The organism is Flavobacterium sp. (assembly GCF_044349645.1).
Classification (GTDB): Bacteria; Bacteroidota; Bacteroidia; order Flavobacteriales; family Flavobacteriaceae; genus Flavobacterium.
In genome coordinates this window covers 25530-43491 of record NZ_JBIKQP010000017.1, presented here as the reverse complement: position 1 = coordinate 43491, position 17962 = coordinate 25530, and the positions used below count along the sequence as shown (strand labels likewise).

Below are 17962 nucleotides of genomic sequence, written 5' to 3'. Positions count from 1 at the left end.
TTTTTTATTTACGAATATATAAAAACTATTTCAAAAATGTTAAATGAAAATGATATATTTAAAAAAAGAGACCTAAATGGTCTCTTTCTATCTTAATTTCTAATCAATTTTCTATATTTTAATCGTTTCGGTGTTAAATCACCACCTAAACGTTTTTTCTTATTTTCTTCATATTCAGAGAAACCACCTTCAAAATAATAAACTTCTGAATTTCCTTCAAATGCTAAAATGTGAGTGCAAATTCTATCCAAGAACCATCTGTCGTGAGAAATTACTACAGCACATCCAGCAAAGTTTTCTAAACCTTCTTCCAATGCTCTTAGTGTATTGATATCCAAATCGTTAGTTGGCTCATCCAATAACAATACGTTACCTTCTTCCTTTAATGTCATTGCTAAATGCAAGCGGTTTCTTTCTCCTCCAGATAACATTGAAACTTTTTTGTTTTGATCGCTTCCGCCAAAATTAAATCGACTTAAATAAGCTCTAGAATTGACTTGTCGTCCGCCCATCATAATTAATTCTTGACCATCAGCAAAATTCTCCCAAATTGATTTATTAGGATCAATATTCGAATGCGATTGATCTACATAGGCGATTTTTACTGTTTCACCAATTTTGAATTCACCACCATCCGATTTTTCTTCACCCATTATCATTTTGAAAATAGTCGATTTACCAGCACCATTTGGCCCAATAATTCCAACAATTCCAGCTTGAGGAAGTGTAAAATTTAGATTGTCGTATAATAATTTATCTCCAAAAGATTTAGCAACACTAGTTGCTTCGATAACATTTGTGCCCAATCGAGGCCCATTTGGAATATAAATTTCTAAATTCTCATCCAATTGTTTTTGATCTTCATTTAATAGTTTGTCGTAATTCTGAAGACGCGCTTTTTGTTTGGTTTGACGTCCTTTTGATCCTTGACGAACCCAGTCCAACTCGCGTTCAAGTGTTTTTCTACGCTTAGAAGCCACTTTTTCTTCTTGTGCCATTCTAATCGATTTTTGATCCAACCAAGAAGAATAATTTCCTTTCCATGGAATACCTTCTCCTCTATCCAATTCTAAAATCCAACCTGCCACGTTATCTAAGAAATAACGGTCGTGAGTTACTGCAATTACAGTTCCAGAATATTGTGCTAAATGTTGTTCTAACCAAAGTACGCTTTCCGCATCCAGGTGGTTTGTTGGTTCATCCAATAATAAAACATCAGGCTGTTTTAATAGCAATCTACATAACGCTACACGACGTCTTTCACCACCAGATAAATTTTTAATTGGAGTATCACCTTCAGGAGTTCGAAGCGCATCCATTGCAATTTCTAATTTGGTATCGATTTCCCAAGCACCAAGAGCATCAATTTTGTCTTGTAAATCCGCTTGACGATCCATCAATTGCTGCATTTTATCGGCATCTTCGTAAACTTCCGGCAAACCAAAACTATCGTTGATTTTGTTGAATTCATCTAAAACCGCCATCGTTTCTGCAACTCCTTCTTTAACAATTTCAATAACTGTTTTAGTGTCGTCCAAAATGGGCTCTTGCTCTAGATATCCAACGGTATAGCCCGGTTGAAAAACTACATCTCCTTGATAATTTTTATCAACACCAGCAATAATTCTTAATAATGATGATTTTCCTGATCCGTTAAGTCCTAGAATACCTATTTTAGCTCCATAAAAGAAACTTAAATAAATGTTTTTTAAAACCTGTTTATCACTGCTTGAGTAGGTTTTACTCAATTTTTGCATTGAAAATATTACTTTTCTATCGTCTGACATTTTATATTTATTAGTATTATGTTATTTTTTTATTGAATTGTAATATTCATTTAATTGCTTTTGAAATTTTAAATTCTTCCTTTTAAAGCGTTGAAAACCCAAGCGTTTGCGAGAAAACCAACACCAACTGCAACAAATCCCCATCCTGAAATTTCACTGTATTTAAAAACTCCCAATCCTATCAGCAATAACCCCATAACAACCATTAGAATAGTTGCCCAACCTAAAACGGTATTTTTATTCATTCCCATAACTGAAATTTAAAAATTTGAATGGCAAATATCGACAAAATAGTTTTTATTTCAAATGTAATTGTGATAGTAAATAATTGTTGGAATTAATTAAATATTCCAACTAACATTTCTTTCAATAATTCGTGTTGCGGCAAAGAATTAGCGCCTACACCTTTGCTTTTTACATCAATTTCTCGAAGTAGAGTAACAATTTTACTTACTTTTTTCATTGGATAATTTCTTAATGCAACATCATAGTCTTTTAAGAAAAATGGATTTACCTTTAAAACTGCAGCCACATTTTTAGGATTTTTATCTTTTAATCCGTGGTATTGTAGTAATTGAACAAAGAAACTAAAGAGCATACCCGTTGTCATAACTAAAGGATGGTCTTTCGGGTTTTCAGAAAAATACTGTGCTATTTTATAGGATTTTAACTGGTTTTTTTCACCTATTGCTTTTCGTAATTCGAAAATATTAAAATCTTTGCTGAATCCTATATTTTCTTCAATGTGATTAGCTGAAATGGTGCTTCCTACAGGTAAAATTATTTGAAGTTTTTCTAATTCGTTATTAATTTTTTCCAAATTAGTGCCCAAAAATTCGACCAACATAGCGACTGCTTTTGGTTCAATTGAATATTTTTTTGTTTGTAAAACTCTAGTAATCCATTGCCCAACTTGGTTATCATATAATTTTTTGCTTTCAAATACCAATCCTGATTTTTCAAAAAGTTTAGTTACTTTTTTTCGTTTATCAAGCGTTTTGTATTTATAACAAAGTACTAAAACAGTTGTAGGCATTGGATCAGAAGCATAACTTTCAAATTTATCAATTGTTTTAGCCAAATCCTGAGCTTCTTTAACAATAATAACTTGTCGTTCAGCCATCATCGGATACCGCTTTGCTGCTGAAACTATATCTTCAACAGTAACATCGCGACCGTAAAGCACCGTTTGATTAAAACCCTTTTCCTCTTCGGTAAGGACATTTTTTTCAATATAATCTGAAAGCCTATCGATATAATATGGCTCCTCACCCATTAAAAAATAGATAGGTTTTATCTTTCCCGCTTTAATGTCGTTTACAATTTTTAAAACTTCATCCATTATTTGTGCTGTTATTTAAGGTAAAAGTTATGATAATCGATTGAACTTTTAACCTTAAACTTTTAAACTTATTTTATACTTTTGCGATATGAAGCAATTGCAATTTCCAACTTATTCATTCCGTTTCAAAAATAGTGAAAATAAAGTAGCTATTTTCGATGAAATCAGGAAAAAATTTATAATAATTACACCTGAGGAATGGGTTCGCCAACATGTAGTTCAATTTTTATTACAAGATAAAAAATACCCAAAGTCATATATAAACGTAGAAAAACTACTAAAAATCAATAATTTAACTAAAAGATACGACGTTGTAGTTTATAAACCGGATGGGAATATTAATGTGCTTGTAGAATGTAAAGCACCGGAAGTTAAAATTACTCAAAGCACTTTCGATCAAATTGCAAGATACAATATGACTTTGAATGCAGATTATTTAATGGTAACCAACGGACTTAATCATTACTTTTGCAAAATGGATTATGAGAATGAGAAATATCATTTTCTAACGGAATTACCAGAATATCAATATTAATTAGAATTAAATGAAAATCGCAGTTGTAATTTTGAATTGGAATGGAAAGAAATTGTTAGAACAGTTTCTACCTTCTGTTGTTCAAAATTCTCCTGAAGCCACTGTTTATGTTGCGGACAATGCCTCTACAGACGATTCGATTTCATTTATAACTACTCATTTTCCTTCTGTTCAAATAATTAAAAACGAATACAACTTTGGATTTGCCCATGGTTATAACGAAGCGTTAAAATATGTTGATGCGGATATTTTTGCATTGGTTAACTCAGATGTTGAAGTAACACAAAATTGGTTGCAACCAATAATAGAAACTTTCAATAACGAACCAGAAACAGCAATTATACAACCTAAAATATTAGACTTTAAACGCAAAGATTATTTTGAATATGCTGGTGCTGGAGGAGGTTTTATTGATCAATATGGTTATCCTTTTTGCCGAGGTCGAATATTTGAATCGATAGAAAAAGACCTTGGACAATACAATGATAGCTGCGAAATATTTTGGGCATCAGGCGCTTGTTTTTTTATTAGAAGTTCTGTTTACAAAGAATTGAATGGTTTTGATGCCGATTTTTTTGCACACCAAGAAGAAATAGATTTGTGTTGGCGTGCGAAAAATAAAAATTACACAACTAAATACAACGGTTTATCTACTATTTACCATGTTGGTGGAGCTACATTAAATGAAGAAAATCCTAAAAAAACATTCTTGAATTTTAGGAATTCATTGTTTATGTTGACTAAGAATTTACCAAAAGAAAAGCTGTTTAGAATTATCTTTATCAGAATGGTATTGGATGGAATTGCAGGAATTCGCTTTTTATTTCAAGGTAAATTCGCGCATTTATTCGCCATACTAAAAGCCCACTTTCATTACTATCATTTGATAAATAGAAATTTAAAGAAACGAAATGATTTTCAATTAAATTCCTATTATTATATAAATAGCATTGTATATAATTATTATATAAAAAAACGGCATAATTTTTGAAAAATTTAAAGTCATAATAATTGTTTTTTATTTAATTTTGTAAAAAAATAAACCCTCATGAAAAGAATCGTATTAGCATTAGCATTAGTTACTTTATTGACAACTTCTTGTGTTTCAAAAAAGAAATTTGTTGCCTTAGAAGCCAAGAACAAAGAAATCCAAGATTTACTAAATTCATGCACTGTTAAATTGAACATGTGTCTAACTGAAAAAGATGCGCTTGCAAGTCAAATTGAATTTCTTAAGAAAAATAATGAGAATTTGATTCAAAACATGGATAACATGACTACCTTATCTACAAAAGGGGCTCAAAATATTGAAAAAGCTTTAGAAACAATCAAGGAAAAAGACATCAAAATTTCTAGAATGCAAGATGCTTTAACCAAGAAAGACAGTGTTACTTTAGCATTAGTTACAAGCATTAAGAGTTCTGTAGGTGTTACGGATCCAGATATTGAAGTAAATGTTGAAAAAGGAGTTGTTTTTATATCAATTGCAGATAAATTACTTTTCAAAAGCGGAAGTTACTTAGTTAGTGATCGTGCCAAAGAAGTACTTGCAAAAGTGGCTAAAATTATTAATGACAAACCAACATTTGAGTGTATGGTTGAGGGTCACACTGATAATGTTCCTTTCATTGGCAACAATGTATTAATTGACAACTGGGATTTGAGCGCAAAACGTTCAACAGCAATTGTTAGAGTTTTAACAAAAGATTTAAAAGTTAATCCTAAGCAATTAATAGCTGCGGGTCGTGGTGAATTTATACCATTAGTTGAAAATAATTCAGTTACTAACAGAGCAATTAATAGAAGAACTCGTATCGTAATACTTCCTAAAATTGATGAATTTTACGAAATGATCGAAAAAGAAATGAAAAAACAGTAATATAGCTTTCAGCTTTGCTTAATAAAAAACGTCTTGATAATTCAAGACGTTTTTTTATACAAAATATTCACTAATTTTATTTATAATATATCCAAACTTCCTTTTCCTTCTCGAATAACTAATGGTTCAAATCCAGATAAATCAATTATGGTTGAACCGATATTATCACCATAACCCCCATCAATCACTAAATCGACAAGGTTTTGCCATTTCTCAAAAATCAATTCCGGATCGGTAGAATATTCTAAAACTTCATCATCATCATGAATAGATGTTGAAACGATTGGATTTCCTAATTGTCGTACAATTTCCAAGGCTATGGCATTGTCAGGAACGCGAATTCCAACTGTAGTTTTTTTCTTAAATTCTTTTGGCAAATTATTATTACCTGGAAGAATAAAAGTATAAGGACCTGGCAAGGCTCTTTTTAAAATTTTAAATGTGGAAGTATCAATTTGCTTTATATAATCGGATATGTGACTTAAATCGGAGCAAATAAATGAAAAATTGGCTTTCTCTAACTTCACTCCTTTTATTTTAGCAATTCGTTCCAATGCTTTGGAATTCGTAATATCACAACCCAAACCATAAACGGTATCAGTAGGATAAATTACCAAACCACCATTTTTCAAAACCTCAACCACTTTTTTAATAGCGATTTCGTTGGGATTGTTTTCGTATATTTTTATGAATTGAGCCATAAATGATTCAAGATTTAAGATTTATGCCAATTGAATAAGTGTTTACCCTATTACATCCAATTTTGCAAAACGTAGTAATAATTTCTTTATTCCACCGACTTCAAATTTGATTTCGGCTTTTTTATCAGCACCTACACCTTCTAAATTAATGACTTCGCCTTTTCCAAAGCGTTCGTGCATTACGATATTTCCAATAGTTAATTTGTTGTCAAATAAATTGGCTGCACCCGAAGAAGCATTTGAATTTACTGGTTTTAACTTTCTAACAGTTGCCGGTTGTTCATCACCATATTGTTTCGGGGGTGTTCCTCCTATTGGCTTAGCCAAACGCAATTTTGATTTATCGACATCTCCAAAAATATCGCTATCAATCATTGGTTTGTACCTGTAATTATTTTCTTCTGGAGTTAAATATTCCAAATATTGACCATCAATTTCTTCGATAAATCGGGAAGGTTCGCTATCGGTTAATTTACCCCAACGATAACGTGATTGCGCATAAGTTAAATAAGCTTGGTGTTCTGCACGAGTTAAGGCCACGTAAAACAAACGACGTTCTTCTTCCAATTCACTTCTGGTACTCATACTCATCGCGCTTGGAAACAAATCTTCCTCCATTCCTACTACAAAAACTGTTGGAAATTCCAAACCTTTTGCCAAGTGAATCGTCATTAAAGCCACACGATCATCGTCGCCAGTATCATTGTCTAAATCGGTTGCCAAAGCCACATCTTCCATAAATTCAGCTAATGTACCGCGAGCACCATCAATTTCTTTTTGACCTTCGGTAAAATCTTTAATACCGTTTAGCAACTCTTCAATATTTTCAATTCTGGCAATTCCTTCAGGAGTTACATCTTTTTTCAGTTCTTGAACCAATCCAGTTTTCTTCGCAACATGATCGGCAATATAAAAGGCATCTTGATTTTCATTTATCACTTGGAAACTCTGAATCATCGTTACAAAATCAGTTAGCTTTTGCTTCGCACCAGAATTCAATTTTAAATCAATTTTATCAATATTTTGCATTACTTCAAATATTGATCTTTTATAATGATTGGCTGCTATAGTTAGTTTTTCAACTGTTGTATCACCAATTCCTCTCGCTGGATAATTAATCACACGAATTAAGGCTTCTTCGTCTTTTGGGTTAATTATCAAACGCAAATAACACAAAACATCTTTTATTTCTTTCCTTTGATAGAAAGACAAACCACCATAAATACGATACGGAATATCTCTTTTTCGCAAAGCATCTTCCATGGCGCGAGATTGTGCGTTGGTTCGATATAAAATAGCAAATTGGCCATTTGTCATTTGGTTTTGCATTTTCTGTTCCCAAATGGTGCTCGCTACAAATCGACCTTCTTCCCCGTCTGTCAAACTTCGGTGCACTCTTATTTTTGGTCCAAAATCATTTGCAGTCCAAACAATTTTATCCAGTTTTGTTTTGTTTTTTTCAATAATGGAATTGGCGGCTTCAACAATATTTTTGGTTGAACGATAATTTTGCTCTAATCGATAGGTTTTTACGCCATCATAATCTTTTTGAAAATTTAAGATATTATTTATATTGGCACCACGAAAAGCATAAATACTTTGGGCATCATCACCTACCACACATATATTCTGAAATTTGTCTGATAAAGCGCGAACAATTAAGTATTGAGAATGATTGGTATCTTGGTACTCATCAACTAAAATAAATCTGAAACGGTCTTGGTATTTTGCTAAAACTTCGGGAAAACGAGTTAACAATTCATTCGTTTTTAATAGCAAATCGTCAAAATCCATGGCACCCGCTTTAAAACAGCGATCTACATAATTTTGATAAATCTCGCCTAATCGCGGTTTTTTAGACATCGCATCTGCTTCCATTAATTCTGGATTATTGAAATAGGCCTTAACCGTAATTAAACTGTTTTTGTATGAAGAAATTCTACTTAATACTTGTTTTGGTTTGTAAATATCTTTATCCAACTGCATTTCTTTAATTACTGCTGATATTAACCTTACTGAATCTTGGGTGTCATAAATGGTAAAATTGGAAGGATAACCTAGTTTGTCGGATTCTGATCGAAGAATTCTTGCAAAAACAGAGTGGAACGTTCCCATCCAAAGATTTTTTGCTTCATTGGTTCCAACTATATCAGAGATTCTTTTTTTCATTTCACGAGCAGCTTTGTTCGTGAATGTTAATGCCAAAATACTAAAAGCGTCAACTCCCAAGCTCATTAGATAAGCAATTCTAATGGTTAGAACTCTTGTTTTTCCTGAACCAGCACCGGCAATAATTATCATAGGACCGTCCTTTTGAAGAACTGGCTCTTGTTGCGCTGAGTTAAGTTGGCTAATGTATTGTTGCATTTTTAATTTTATAGGAATACAAAAATAAGAATTTAGAATGAGGATTTAGTTATGAAAACAAACTATATCTTAACAATTTTAAGTTATTTTCAGAATGCTTATTTCCCTTGAAAAACATCGTATGCGAATCGGAATAAAGTACCTAAAACTACCACCAAAAAGAAAATTCTAATGAATTTGTTTCCTTTGCTAATTGCCAGTTTAGCTCCTATATATCCACCTAATGCATTACATACTGCCATTGGTATTGCAATCATCCATATGATTTTACCTTTGATAATAAACAAACAAATAGAACCAAAGTTGGTTGCCAAATTAACCATTTTAGCATTTGCGGAAGCTTGTAAAAAATCAAAACCTAGAATTACCACAAATGCCAATACCAAGAAACTTCCCGTTCCTGGCCCAATAAATCCGTCATAAAATCCAATAATAATTGAAATTAAAACGGCATATGATAATTGTTTAATAGGAGAATGTGATTTGTCAGCGTGCATACCAAAATTTTTCTTAACATAGGTGTAAATCAATAATAAAGAAAGAATTACTAGAAGTAAAGGTTTCATAAAATTATTACTCATATACACCAACAATGAAGAACCTAAATACGCAGAAGGAACTGCTAAAATCATCATAACAAATAACAATTTCCAATTCATTTCAATCTTCTTCAAATACTGAATTGCTGCAAAAAAAGTTCCGCTAAATGAAGGTATTTTTAAAGACCCAATTATTGTTGAAACTGGAAGATTAGGCAATAAAATTATTCCCATTGGTGTTTGAATTAATCCTCCACCTCCAACTATGGCATCAATAAATCCTGCTAAAAATGCAGCTACACATAATAATACAATTACTAGGATATCCATTATTTAAAAAAATTTATCAAATGTAAGCTATAAGTTTATTCGATTATTCGTTAATTTGTTTTTTTAAATAATAAAATAAAAAAAACAATAAAAAAATGGAAACAACAAAATTAATTGAATTACTAAGTTACACATTACCCGCAATAATTACAGGTGTTGTTGCCTACTATTTTTTCAACTTACATACTAAAAACGAAGAAGGCAGACGTCGATATTTATTAAACAAAGACACACAAAAAGATTCTTTACCATTGCGATTGCAAGCTTTTGAAAGAATGACTTTATTTTTAGAGAGAATTAACCCAGGGAAATTATTAATAAGAGTTTCTCCAAATTCTGAAGATAAAAACGATTACGAGAATTTATTGATTTCAAGTATCGAGCAAGAGTTTGAGCACAATTTAACACAACAAATTTATATGTCAGATGAGTGCTGGACCGTGATTGTTACCGCTAAAAACGCCACGATTCAAATGATACGCAGAACAAATATGAGTGATCGTGTAGATTCAGCAAATAAACTTCGTGAGGTAATCATGAGTGATTTAATGGACAAACAATCCCCTTCAGCTGTTGCGTTATCCTACATTAAAAATGAAGTCAAATACTTATTCTAAATAAAAAAAACCTTTCAATTGAAAGGTTTTTTTTTATTTTATAAAATTCAAAATTATTTTCTAGCGATTACTTTTTCAACCGCCTCTACAATCGCTTGATTGTTTAATTTGTATTTTTCCATTAATTGTGAAGGTGTTCCGCTTTCGCCAAATGAATCGTGAACTGCAACAAATTCTTGAGGTGCAGGATGATTTGATGATAAAACTCTTGCAACGCTTTCACCTAATCCACCCAAAATATTGTGTTCTTCAGCAGTTACAATACATTTTGTTTTAGCCAATGATTTTAATATTGCAGCATCATCTAATGGTTTAATAGTATGAATATTTATAACCTCTGCAGAAATTCCTTTTTCTTCAAGAGCTTCAGCGGCTAATAATGCTTCCCAAACTAAGTGACCAGTAGCAACAATTGTTACATCGGTTCCTTCATTTAGAACGATAGCTTTACCAATTACAAATGGTTCGTCAGCAGGCATAAAATTTGGAACTACAGGTCGTCCAAAACGCAAATAAACAGGACCGTGGTGGTCTGCAATTGCAATAGTTGCCGCTTTGGTTTGATTGTAATCACATGTATTAATTACAGTCATTCCCGGTAACATTTTCATTAATCCGATGTCTTCTAAAATTTGGTGAGTTGCACCGTCTTCCCCAAGAGTTAATCCTGCGTGGGAAGCACAAATTTTTACATTTTTATCAGAATAAGCTACCGATTGACGAATTTGATCGTAAACTCTACCAGTTGAGAAATTAGCGAAAGTTCCTGTAAATGGAATTTTACCACCGATGGTTAAACCAGCTGCAATTCCGATCATATTTGCCTCAGCAATCCCGATTTGAAAAAAACGTTCCGGATGGTTTTTCTTAAAATCGTCAAATTTTAAAGAACCTATTAAGTCGGCACAAAGTGCGACCACTTTATCATTGGTTTGTCCTAATTCTGTCATTCCTGCTCCAAAACCAGAGCGGGTATCTTTACTTCCTGTGTTGGTATATTTTTTCATTTTTTTTAAAAATTGAAAGATTAAAAGATTCAATCAAAAATCTCAATCTAATTTTAATAATCTCCTAAAGTTTCAGGGTTTTGAGCTAATGCAGTTTCTAATTGTTCGTCATTTGGCGCTTTTCCGTGCCAAGCGTGACTATACATCATATAATCAACACCGTTCCCCATTTCTGTATGGAGTAGAACGCAAATTGGTTTTCCGTTTCCAGTTCTTGATTTGGCTTCATTCATTCCGGCGATTATAGCTTCAATGTTGTTCCCTTCTTTAATCTCAAGAACTTCCCAATCAAAAGATTCAAATTTGGCGCGAATACTTCCCATTGCCAATACCTCATCGGTAGAACCATCTATTTGTTTACCGTTAAAATCGATTGTTGCAATAATATTGTCTACTTTGTAAGCTGAAGCATACATAATTGCTTCCCAATTTTGACCTTCTTGCAATTCACCGTCTCCGTGAAGTGTATAAACTAGATTTTTATCACCGTTTAATTTTTTAGCCAATGCGGCACCAATACCAACAGATAATCCTTGACCTAAAGAACCTGAAGCCATTCGCACACCTGGTAAATTATCATGAGTAGTTGGATGTCCTTGTAATCTTGAATTAATTTTTCTGAAGGTTGCTAATTCGGCAACTGGAAAATAACCAGTTCTAGCTAAAACGCTGTAAAAAACGGGAGAAATATGTCCGTTGGAAAGGAAGAATAAATCTTCGTCTATTCCGTCCATATTGAAAGTATCTTTTCTGTTCATGATACTTTGATACAAGGCTACAATAAATTCGGCGCAACCTAAAGAACCTCCTGGATGACCTGAATTTACTGCGTGTACCATTCGAAGAATATCTCTTCTAACTTGGATTGTAAAATCGTTTAATTGTTGTGTGTTGGGCTTCATTGTGTGAATTATAGTTAAACTGATGCAAAGATAATCAGATTACTTTGTTGGTGAGAATCTATAAAAATTAAATCCTAACAAAATGGTACATTTTATTAACAATTCTATAATTATTGAAGTTGAATTACAATGGGATTTTGATTAATGCAATATTTTGCGTGAGTGATGGAAATGGAAATCCTTTTGCGGAACAAAGTGGAGCAAGAGATTGCAGTGTACAGCACGACCGAGTTTAATGGTTGCATTGTACTTTGCAATGAGGTTCTAAACGAGGGCACGCCCAAAAACCTTGAAAACTTGAAATTCATGTTAATTTATTTGGTATTTCCCCACTCTTAAATTACAATTCTCTTATATTTGCTGACTGAAAAAAGCCATTATGAAGTTTGATTTATTAAAGACTGATCCGCAATCTCAAGCTCGTGCGGGGACAATTACTACTGATCACGGGGTGATAGAAACGCCTATTTTTATGCCTGTTGGGACAGTTGCTTCGGTAAAAGGGGTACACCAACGCGAATTGAAAGAGGAAATCAACCCGGATATTATTCTTGGAAATACCTATCATTTATATTTACGTCCGCAAACAGAAATTCTTGAAAAAGCGGGTGGTTTACACAAATTCATGAATTGGGATCGTAATATTTTGACCGATTCTGGTGGTTATCAAGTGTATTCCCTTTCGGCAAATAGAAAAATTAAGGAAGAAGGAGTGAAATTTAAATCTCATATTGACGGTTCGTATCACTTTTTTACTCCAGAAAATGTAATGGAAATTCAACGTACCATCGGAGCTGATATCATTATGGCTTTTGACGAGTGTACTCCTTACCCATGTGATTACAGATATGCACAACGCTCGATGCACATGACGCATCGTTGGTTGGATCGCTGCATCAATCACCTGGAAAAAGTGCCTGTGAAATATGGTTACAACCAAACGTTTTTTCCTATTGTTCAAGGAAGTACTTATAAAGATTTGAGAATGCAATCGGCGGAATATATCGCTAATGCTGGTGCGGAAGGAAATGCAATTGGTGGACTTTCTGTAGGGGAACCTGCTGAGGAAATGTATGCAATGACTGAAATTGTTACGGCAATTTTACCACAAGACAAACCAAGATACTTAATGGGTGTTGGAACTCCGATAAATATTTTGGAAAATATAGCGCTTGGAATTGACATGTTTGACTGCGTTATGCCAACAAGAAATGCCAGAAACGGGATGTTATTTACAGCCAATGGTACTATTAATATTAAAAACAAAAAGTGGGAGGATGATTTTTCACCGGTAGATGAAATGGGAATCACCTTTGTGGATAGAGAATATTCCAAAGCTTACTTACGTCATTTATTTGCTGCCAACGAATATTTAGGAAAGCAAATTGCTACTATTCACAACCTTGGTTTTTACATCTGGTTGGTTCGTGAAGCTAGAAAGCATATCTTAGCTGGAGATTTCAAAATTTGGAAGGAAATGATGGTTAAAAACATGAGCCAAAGATTATAATTACTTAATGAAAATAATAGATAAATACATATTAAAACGCTATCTAAGTAACTTTTTTGTGATGCTTATGATGTTTATTCCTATTGGAATTATCATCGATGTGTCCGAAAAAATTAATAGAATGATAGAATATAAAATTCCATTTTCAGTCATTGTTATTTACTATTGTAACTTTACCATTTATTTTGCCAATCTACTTTTTCCTATATTTTTATTTCTATCAATAATTTGGTTTACCTCAAAATTGGCTAACAATACTGAGATAATTGCAATATTGAGTTCTGGAATATCATTTACAAGATTCATGCGTCCTTACTTAATTGGTGCGACAATTGTATCTGTTTTAGCTTTTTTAATGGGAATTTTTTTATTGCCAAAAGCAAGTGAGGGATTCAATAATTTTAGATATACCTATTTAAATCCTGGTGGTGTTGAAAAAATGCGAGAAAATTCTGATGTATTCCGCCAAGTTAGCAAAGACGAATACATCTATGTTGGTAGTTTTAATCAAGCCTCAAAAATGGCCTTTAATTTTTCAATGGAGAAATTTGATAAAGACCAACTAAAATATAAAATTAATGCCAGCAGAATAATGTGGAATGAAAAACAAAAAAACTACACTCTTTATGATTACACAAAGAGAACGGTTGGTGAATTATCTGACAAAATTGAAATTGCTGAAAGAAAAGACACTGTATTTAGTTTTGATTTAGAAGATTTAACACCAATGGTTTATGTAGCCGAAACGTTGTCTATATTAGAATTAAATCATTTCATCGACAAAGAAATAAAGAAAGGAAACTCGAATATTAGCGTCTATTTAGTAGTGCTTTATAAAAAATACAGCTTACCAGTTTCAGCATTTATATTGACTATTATTGCGCTTGCAGTTTCCTCGATGAAGCGAAGAGGCGGAATGGGAATCAATTTAGCAATTGGAATTGCAATTGCATTTGCGTTTGTGTTTTTCGATAAGATATTTGGTGCACTTGCTGAAAAATCGACCATAAACCCGTTTATTGCGGTTTGGTTGCCTAACGTATTATTTGGAATACTAGCAATTTACCTACTTAAAAATGCCAAACGATAATCTAAAAAGCTACTTACATCTCCATTTTATTGTATTTGTTTGGGGATTTACCGCAGTTCTAGGAAAGTTAATCTCCCTTGACGCTTTGCCATTAGTTTGGTTCAGAATGCTATTGGCTGTTGGTTTCATTTTAATATACATTGGTTTCAATAAAACTTCTTTACAGGTTCCCAAAAAAACACTTATTGGGTTTTTATTGGCTGGTTTAATAATTGCTTTGCACTGGTTTACTTTTTTTAAAGCAATCAAAGTTTCCAATATTTCAGTTACATTGGCATGTTTATCAACAGGAGCTTTTTTTGCTTCATTATTAGAACCTGTTTTCTATGGTAGAAAGATAATATGGTACGAAGTTTTGTTTGGAATCATCGTTTTTCTTGGGCTATATATCATATTTAACATCGATGGGCAATTTATTAACGGAATCATATTAGCATTAAGCTCAGCGTTTTTATCAGCGCTTTTTTCTATGATTAACGGAAAATACGCCAAAGAATATGACCCTTCCATAATCTCCTTTTACGAACTTTTAGGCGGTGTTTTATTCTTTTCTATCTTTCTATTTTATTCTGGCAGTTTCAACTCAAAATTCTTTACAATTTCCAATTCAGATTGGGTTTACCTCATCATTCTAAGTACTTTTTGTACAGCTTACGCCTTTATTGCATCTGTAAAAGTGATGAAATTTTTAAGTCCCTACACAGTAATGCTAACCATTAATTTGGAGCCTATTTATGGGATTATTTTGGCTGTAATTGTATTTGAGGAAACTGAAAAAATGAGCGTCAACTTCTACATTGGTGCGTTAATAATACTATCTACGGTAATTTTAAACGGCGTCATCAAGTATTTCTTCAAAACCTCAAAATAGTTAAATATCTATTTTAAATTCCAATATGAAGTCTATGTTAACTTTTTACTTTGACAATTATGGAATTGTTTTATATGTTAATTTTATATCAAAATTAAAATTGATTAAATAGAATTAATTTATGTACAAAAATAAAAAAGTAGTTGTAGTTCTTCCAGCATATAATGCAGAAAAGACATTAGAAAAAACGTTTTTAGAAATTCCGATGAATCTTGTTGATGAAGTTATTTTAGTTGACGATAATAGTATCGACGAAACCTATGCTTTGGCAAAAAAATTAGGAATAAATCATGTTATTCGTCATGAAATAAATAAAGGTTACGGTGGAAATCAAAAAACATGTTACAACAAATGTAAAGAATTAAAAGCAGATATTGTAGTAATGCTTCATCCTGATTATCAATACACTCCATTATTAATAGACGCTATGGTTAGTATAATTGGTAATGAATTGTATCCTGTTGTATTTGGCTCAAGAATATTAGGCAAGGGCGCTTTAAGAGGTGGAATGCCTTTATACAAGTATTTTTTTAATAGAATGTTGACTCTTTTTCAAAATATTTTGATGAACCAAAAACTCTCCGAATATCATACTGGTTTTAGATCGTTCGATATGAAAGTATTGAACGATGTAAATTATGAAAAATGTTCTGATGATTTTGCATTTGACAATCAAATAATTGCTCAAATTTGTAATAAAGATTACGAAATTGCAGAAGTTACGTGCCCAACAAAGTATTTTCCAGAAGCTTCCTCAATCAATTTCAAAAGAAGTAGTATATATGGTTTACATGTAATTTTAGTTTCTATAAAGTATTTCTTGAATAAAAATAAAATTGTTAAATGGGACCTATTAACATAAATAAATTAAAGAATAACTATACTTTAATACTCTTATTATTAAGTTGTGTTTTCTTTCCCTTTGCCATTGGCTCGGTACATTTGTTTGATTGGGACGAGGTAAATTTTGCAGAAATTGCAAGAGAAATGATCGTTAACAATAACTATTTAAATGTTCAAATTAACTATCAGCCTTTCTGGGAAAAGCCTCCTTTATTTTTTTGGTTGCAAGCCTTGTCAATGAAAATTTTTGGTGTCAATGAATTTGCAAGTAGATTTCCAAATGTATTAGTAGGTATTGCATCAATTCTTTCCCTTTTCCTAATCGGAAAAAAATTTATATCAGATAAGTTTGGTTTTATCTGGGGACTTTCATACATCGGAAGTTTCTTACCCCATTTCTATTTTAAAACTGGAATAATTGATCCATTGTTCAACTTTTTCATTTTCTTATCAATTTATTTTTTTTATTTATATCAAGTTGATTATAAAAGAAAATATCTTTTTACAACCTCAATATTAGCAGGTTTAGCAGTATTAACCAAAGGACCTGTCGCCGTTTTGATAATATTATTAGTGGTTTCATTTTATGTTATTTATAAATGGAAAACTATAAAAATTAAATTTTTAGATTTGATAATTGCTGGGCTAATTGTAAGTATTATTACCTCATTTTGGTTTATTTCTGAAATTATTAATGGGGGTGGAATAGACCTATTTAAAGAATTTATTGCTTATCAAATTAGACTTTTTACTACATCAGAAGCTGGTCATGGCGAACCTTTTTACTATCATTTCATAGTGCTCTTTTTTGGTTGCTTTCCGATTTCACTAATTGTTATCCCATATATATTAAAGAAGAATTTTTTAGATTCTAAATCTAATCTGGTGAAAGATTTTTACACCCTAAATTTTATTTTATTTTGGGTCGTATTGATCTTATTTTCAATAACTACAACAAAAATAGTTCACTATTCTTCTTTATGCTATTTCCCATTATCATTTATGTCAGCCTACATAATCCACCAAAACATAATTGAGAAGAAAAATTTGCATAAAATATCGTTTGTATTAATAACTGTTGTTGGGGTTTTATTGGGAATTGTTTTTACAGCTATTCCACTGATAGTAAAATTTAAATACTATATAATTCCGTTTATCAAAGATAAATTTGCTGTTCAAAATATTTTATTACAAGTACAATGGGGAGGTTTTGAATTTTTATTAGGAATTATATATCTTGTAGTCCTTGTTTTTGTTTTAATTAAATTAAAGAATAATATCAACTATATTGTAAATTTATTTTTAATAAATGCATTAATATTAAACTTGTTAATGCTATTTATAGTTCCAAAAATAGAGCAACATACTCAAGGTAGTATGATTGAATTTTTTCAAAAACATAATAATTCAAACGAATATGTAACTACTTATGGTTTTAGAAGTTATGCGAAATTTTACTATACAAACAAACAAAAACCTCAAAATATAAAAGCGTTGGATGAAGAATGGTTATTGAATGGAGCAATTGATAAACCGGTTTATATTGTATGTAAAATGTATGATAAGGAAAAAGTACTACAGCTTAAAAATATACATTATTTATATGAAAAAGGCGGATTCGTTTTTTTTGAAAGAAAGTAAT

At 31.8% G+C, this 17962-nt stretch carries 18 protein-coding genes; 10 read left to right on the top strand and 8 right to left on the bottom strand.

Going from position 1 to position 17962, the window contains the following annotated elements; genetic code table 11:
* Positions 1–92: 92 nt before the first annotated feature.
* The 3 genes from ettA to holA form a co-directional block, all read right to left on the bottom strand.
* Positions 93–1787: an energy-dependent translational throttle protein EttA gene (ettA, locus tag AC9UFV_RS05205; RefSeq protein ID WP_509573521.1), complete on the bottom strand. Its 1695-nt coding sequence runs from the start codon at positions 1785–1787 to the stop codon at positions 93–95.
* Positions 1788–1855: 68 nt separating this feature from the next.
* Positions 1856–2038, bottom strand: a complete 183-nt coding sequence (locus AC9UFV_RS05200) for a CAL67264 family membrane protein (RefSeq protein WP_509573519.1) — start codon at positions 2036–2038, stop codon at positions 1856–1858.
* An 86-nt stretch (positions 2039–2124) separates the two neighbouring features.
* The gene (gene holA, locus AC9UFV_RS05195) at positions 2125–3129 is read right to left on the bottom strand and encodes a DNA polymerase III subunit delta (RefSeq protein WP_509573517.1); all 1005 of its coding nucleotides are present in this window, start codon (positions 3127–3129) and stop codon (positions 2125–2127) included.
* Between the two features lie 88 nt (positions 3130–3217).
* Between holA and AC9UFV_RS05190 the strand changes: the two genes are divergently transcribed.
* The 3 genes from AC9UFV_RS05190 to AC9UFV_RS05180 are packed head-to-tail and all read left to right on the top strand — an operon-like array spanning position 3218 to position 5543.
* A complete protein-coding gene (locus AC9UFV_RS05190; protein ID WP_509573515.1) occupies positions 3218–3664 on the top strand; it encodes a type I restriction enzyme HsdR N-terminal domain-containing protein in 447 nt (148 codons plus the stop codon).
* A 10-nt stretch (positions 3665–3674) separates the two neighbouring features.
* Positions 3675–4655, top strand: coding sequence for a glycosyltransferase family 2 protein (locus AC9UFV_RS05185; protein WP_509573513.1), 981 nt, complete (start codon positions 3675–3677; stop codon positions 4653–4655).
* Between the two features lie 57 nt (positions 4656–4712).
* Positions 4713–5543 (top strand): OmpA/MotB family protein, encoded by an 831-nt coding sequence (locus AC9UFV_RS05180; RefSeq protein WP_509573510.1) that lies wholly within the window; start codon positions 4713–4715, stop codon positions 5541–5543.
* Positions 5544–5623: 80 nt separating this feature from the next.
* Here AC9UFV_RS05180 and AC9UFV_RS05175 read toward each other — a convergent pair whose 3' ends face one another.
* From AC9UFV_RS05175 to AC9UFV_RS05165, 3 genes are all read right to left on the bottom strand, one after another.
* A complete protein-coding gene (locus tag AC9UFV_RS05175; protein ID WP_509573507.1) occupies positions 5624–6244 on the bottom strand; it encodes an L-threonylcarbamoyladenylate synthase in 621 nt (206 codons plus the stop codon).
* A gap of 42 nt (positions 6245–6286) precedes the next feature.
* Complete coding sequence (locus AC9UFV_RS05170) at positions 6287–8611, bottom strand: ATP-dependent helicase (protein ID WP_509573504.1); 2325 nt, start codon at positions 8609–8611, stop codon at positions 6287–6289.
* Between the two features lie 98 nt (positions 8612–8709).
* A complete protein-coding gene (locus AC9UFV_RS05165; RefSeq protein WP_509573501.1) occupies positions 8710–9480 on the bottom strand; it encodes a sulfite exporter TauE/SafE family protein in 771 nt (256 codons plus the stop codon).
* A gap of 95 nt (positions 9481–9575) precedes the next feature.
* Here AC9UFV_RS05165 and AC9UFV_RS05160 point away from each other — a divergent pair, with 95 nt between their 5' ends.
* Complete coding sequence (locus AC9UFV_RS05160) at positions 9576–10097, top strand: DUF7935 family protein (protein WP_509573499.1); 522 nt, start codon at positions 9576–9578, stop codon at positions 10095–10097.
* A 53-nt stretch (positions 10098–10150) separates the two neighbouring features.
* Here AC9UFV_RS05160 and AC9UFV_RS05155 read toward each other — a convergent pair whose 3' ends face one another.
* Both AC9UFV_RS05155 and AC9UFV_RS05150 read right to left on the bottom strand, forming a co-directional pair.
* Entirely contained in the window at positions 10151–11104 is a 954-nt protein-coding gene (locus AC9UFV_RS05155) for a transketolase family protein (protein ID WP_509573496.1), read from the bottom strand.
* Between the two features lie 53 nt (positions 11105–11157).
* Positions 11158–12006: a transketolase gene (locus tag AC9UFV_RS05150; protein WP_509573493.1), complete on the bottom strand. Its 849-nt coding sequence runs from the start codon at positions 12004–12006 to the stop codon at positions 11158–11160.
* 113 nt (positions 12007–12119) lie between these two features.
* Between AC9UFV_RS05150 and AC9UFV_RS05145 the strand changes: the two genes are divergently transcribed.
* The 6 genes from AC9UFV_RS05145 to AC9UFV_RS05120 all read left to right on the top strand — a co-directional run bounded on the left by AC9UFV_RS05145 (position 12120) and on the right by AC9UFV_RS05120 (position 17961).
* Positions 12120–12242 carry a hypothetical protein gene (locus tag AC9UFV_RS05145; protein ID WP_509573492.1) on the top strand — a complete coding sequence of 41 codons (123 nt, stop codon included), beginning with the start codon at positions 12120–12122 and terminating at the stop codon, positions 12240–12242.
* 143 nt (positions 12243–12385) lie between these two features.
* Positions 12386–13516, top strand: a complete 1131-nt coding sequence (gene tgt / locus AC9UFV_RS05140; protein ID WP_509573489.1) for a tRNA guanosine(34) transglycosylase Tgt — start codon at positions 12386–12388, stop codon at positions 13514–13516.
* A gap of 7 nt (positions 13517–13523) precedes the next feature.
* Positions 13524–14606, top strand: a complete 1083-nt coding sequence (locus AC9UFV_RS05135) for an LptF/LptG family permease (protein ID WP_509573486.1) — start codon at positions 13524–13526, stop codon at positions 14604–14606.
* Entirely contained in the window at positions 14593–15477 is an 885-nt protein-coding gene (locus AC9UFV_RS05130) for a DMT family transporter (protein ID WP_509573483.1), read from the top strand. Before AC9UFV_RS05135 ends, AC9UFV_RS05130 begins: the two co-directional genes overlap by 14 nt.
* Positions 15478–15598: 121 nt before the next feature.
* Entirely contained in the window at positions 15599–16339 is a 741-nt protein-coding gene (locus AC9UFV_RS05125) for a glycosyltransferase family 2 protein (protein WP_509573480.1), read from the top strand.
* On the top strand, positions 16321–17961 hold the full coding sequence (locus AC9UFV_RS05120; protein WP_509573477.1) for an ArnT family glycosyltransferase: 1641 nt from the start codon (positions 16321–16323) through the stop codon (positions 17959–17961). The genes AC9UFV_RS05125 and AC9UFV_RS05120 overlap by 19 nt, the downstream gene beginning before the upstream one ends.
* Position 17962 lies beyond the last annotated feature (1 nt).

Bases quoted from the DNA above. Each gene is read 5' to 3' on its own strand.
- AC9UFV_RS05185 (WP_509573513.1), top strand. From the start codon at position 3,675: ATGAAAATCGCAGTTGTAATTTTGAATTGGAATGGAAAGAAATTGTTA.
- AC9UFV_RS05120 (WP_509573477.1), top strand. From the start codon at position 16,321: ATGGGACCTATTAACATAAATAAATTAAAGAATAACTATACTTTAATA.
- AC9UFV_RS05150 (WP_509573493.1), bottom strand. From the start codon at position 12,006: ATGAAGCCCAACACACAACAATTAAACGATTTTACAATCCAAGTTAGA.
- AC9UFV_RS05135 (WP_509573486.1), top strand. From the start codon at position 13,524: ATGAAAATAATAGATAAATACATATTAAAACGCTATCTAAGTAACTTT.
- tgt (WP_509573489.1), top strand. From the start codon at position 12,386: ATGAAGTTTGATTTATTAAAGACTGATCCGCAATCTCAAGCTCGTGCG.
- AC9UFV_RS05190 (WP_509573515.1), top strand. From the start codon at position 3,218: ATGAAGCAATTGCAATTTCCAACTTATTCATTCCGTTTCAAAAATAGT.
- AC9UFV_RS05170 (WP_509573504.1), bottom strand. From the start codon at position 8,611: ATGCAACAATACATTAGCCAACTTAACTCAGCGCAACAAGAGCCAGTT.
- holA (WP_509573517.1), bottom strand. From the start codon at position 3,129: ATGGATGAAGTTTTAAAAATTGTAAACGACATTAAAGCGGGAAAGATA.
- AC9UFV_RS05165 (WP_509573501.1), bottom strand. From the start codon at position 9,480: ATGGATATCCTAGTAATTGTATTATTATGTGTAGCTGCATTTTTAGCA.
- AC9UFV_RS05175 (WP_509573507.1), bottom strand. From the start codon at position 6,244: ATGGCTCAATTCATAAAAATATACGAAAACAATCCCAACGAAATCGCT.
- AC9UFV_RS05125 (WP_509573480.1), top strand. From the start codon at position 15,599: ATGTACAAAAATAAAAAAGTAGTTGTAGTTCTTCCAGCATATAATGCA.
- AC9UFV_RS05130 (WP_509573483.1), top strand. From the start codon at position 14,593: ATGCCAAACGATAATCTAAAAAGCTACTTACATCTCCATTTTATTGTA.
- AC9UFV_RS05180 (WP_509573510.1), top strand. From the start codon at position 4,713: ATGAAAAGAATCGTATTAGCATTAGCATTAGTTACTTTATTGACAACT.
- AC9UFV_RS05200 (WP_509573519.1), bottom strand. From the start codon at position 2,038: ATGGGAATGAATAAAAATACCGTTTTAGGTTGGGCAACTATTCTAATG.
- AC9UFV_RS05160 (WP_509573499.1), top strand. From the start codon at position 9,576: ATGGAAACAACAAAATTAATTGAATTACTAAGTTACACATTACCCGCA.
- ettA (WP_509573521.1), bottom strand. From the start codon at position 1,787: ATGTCAGACGATAGAAAAGTAATATTTTCAATGCAAAAATTGAGTAAA.
- AC9UFV_RS05155 (WP_509573496.1), bottom strand. From the start codon at position 11,104: ATGAAAAAATATACCAACACAGGAAGTAAAGATACCCGCTCTGGTTTT.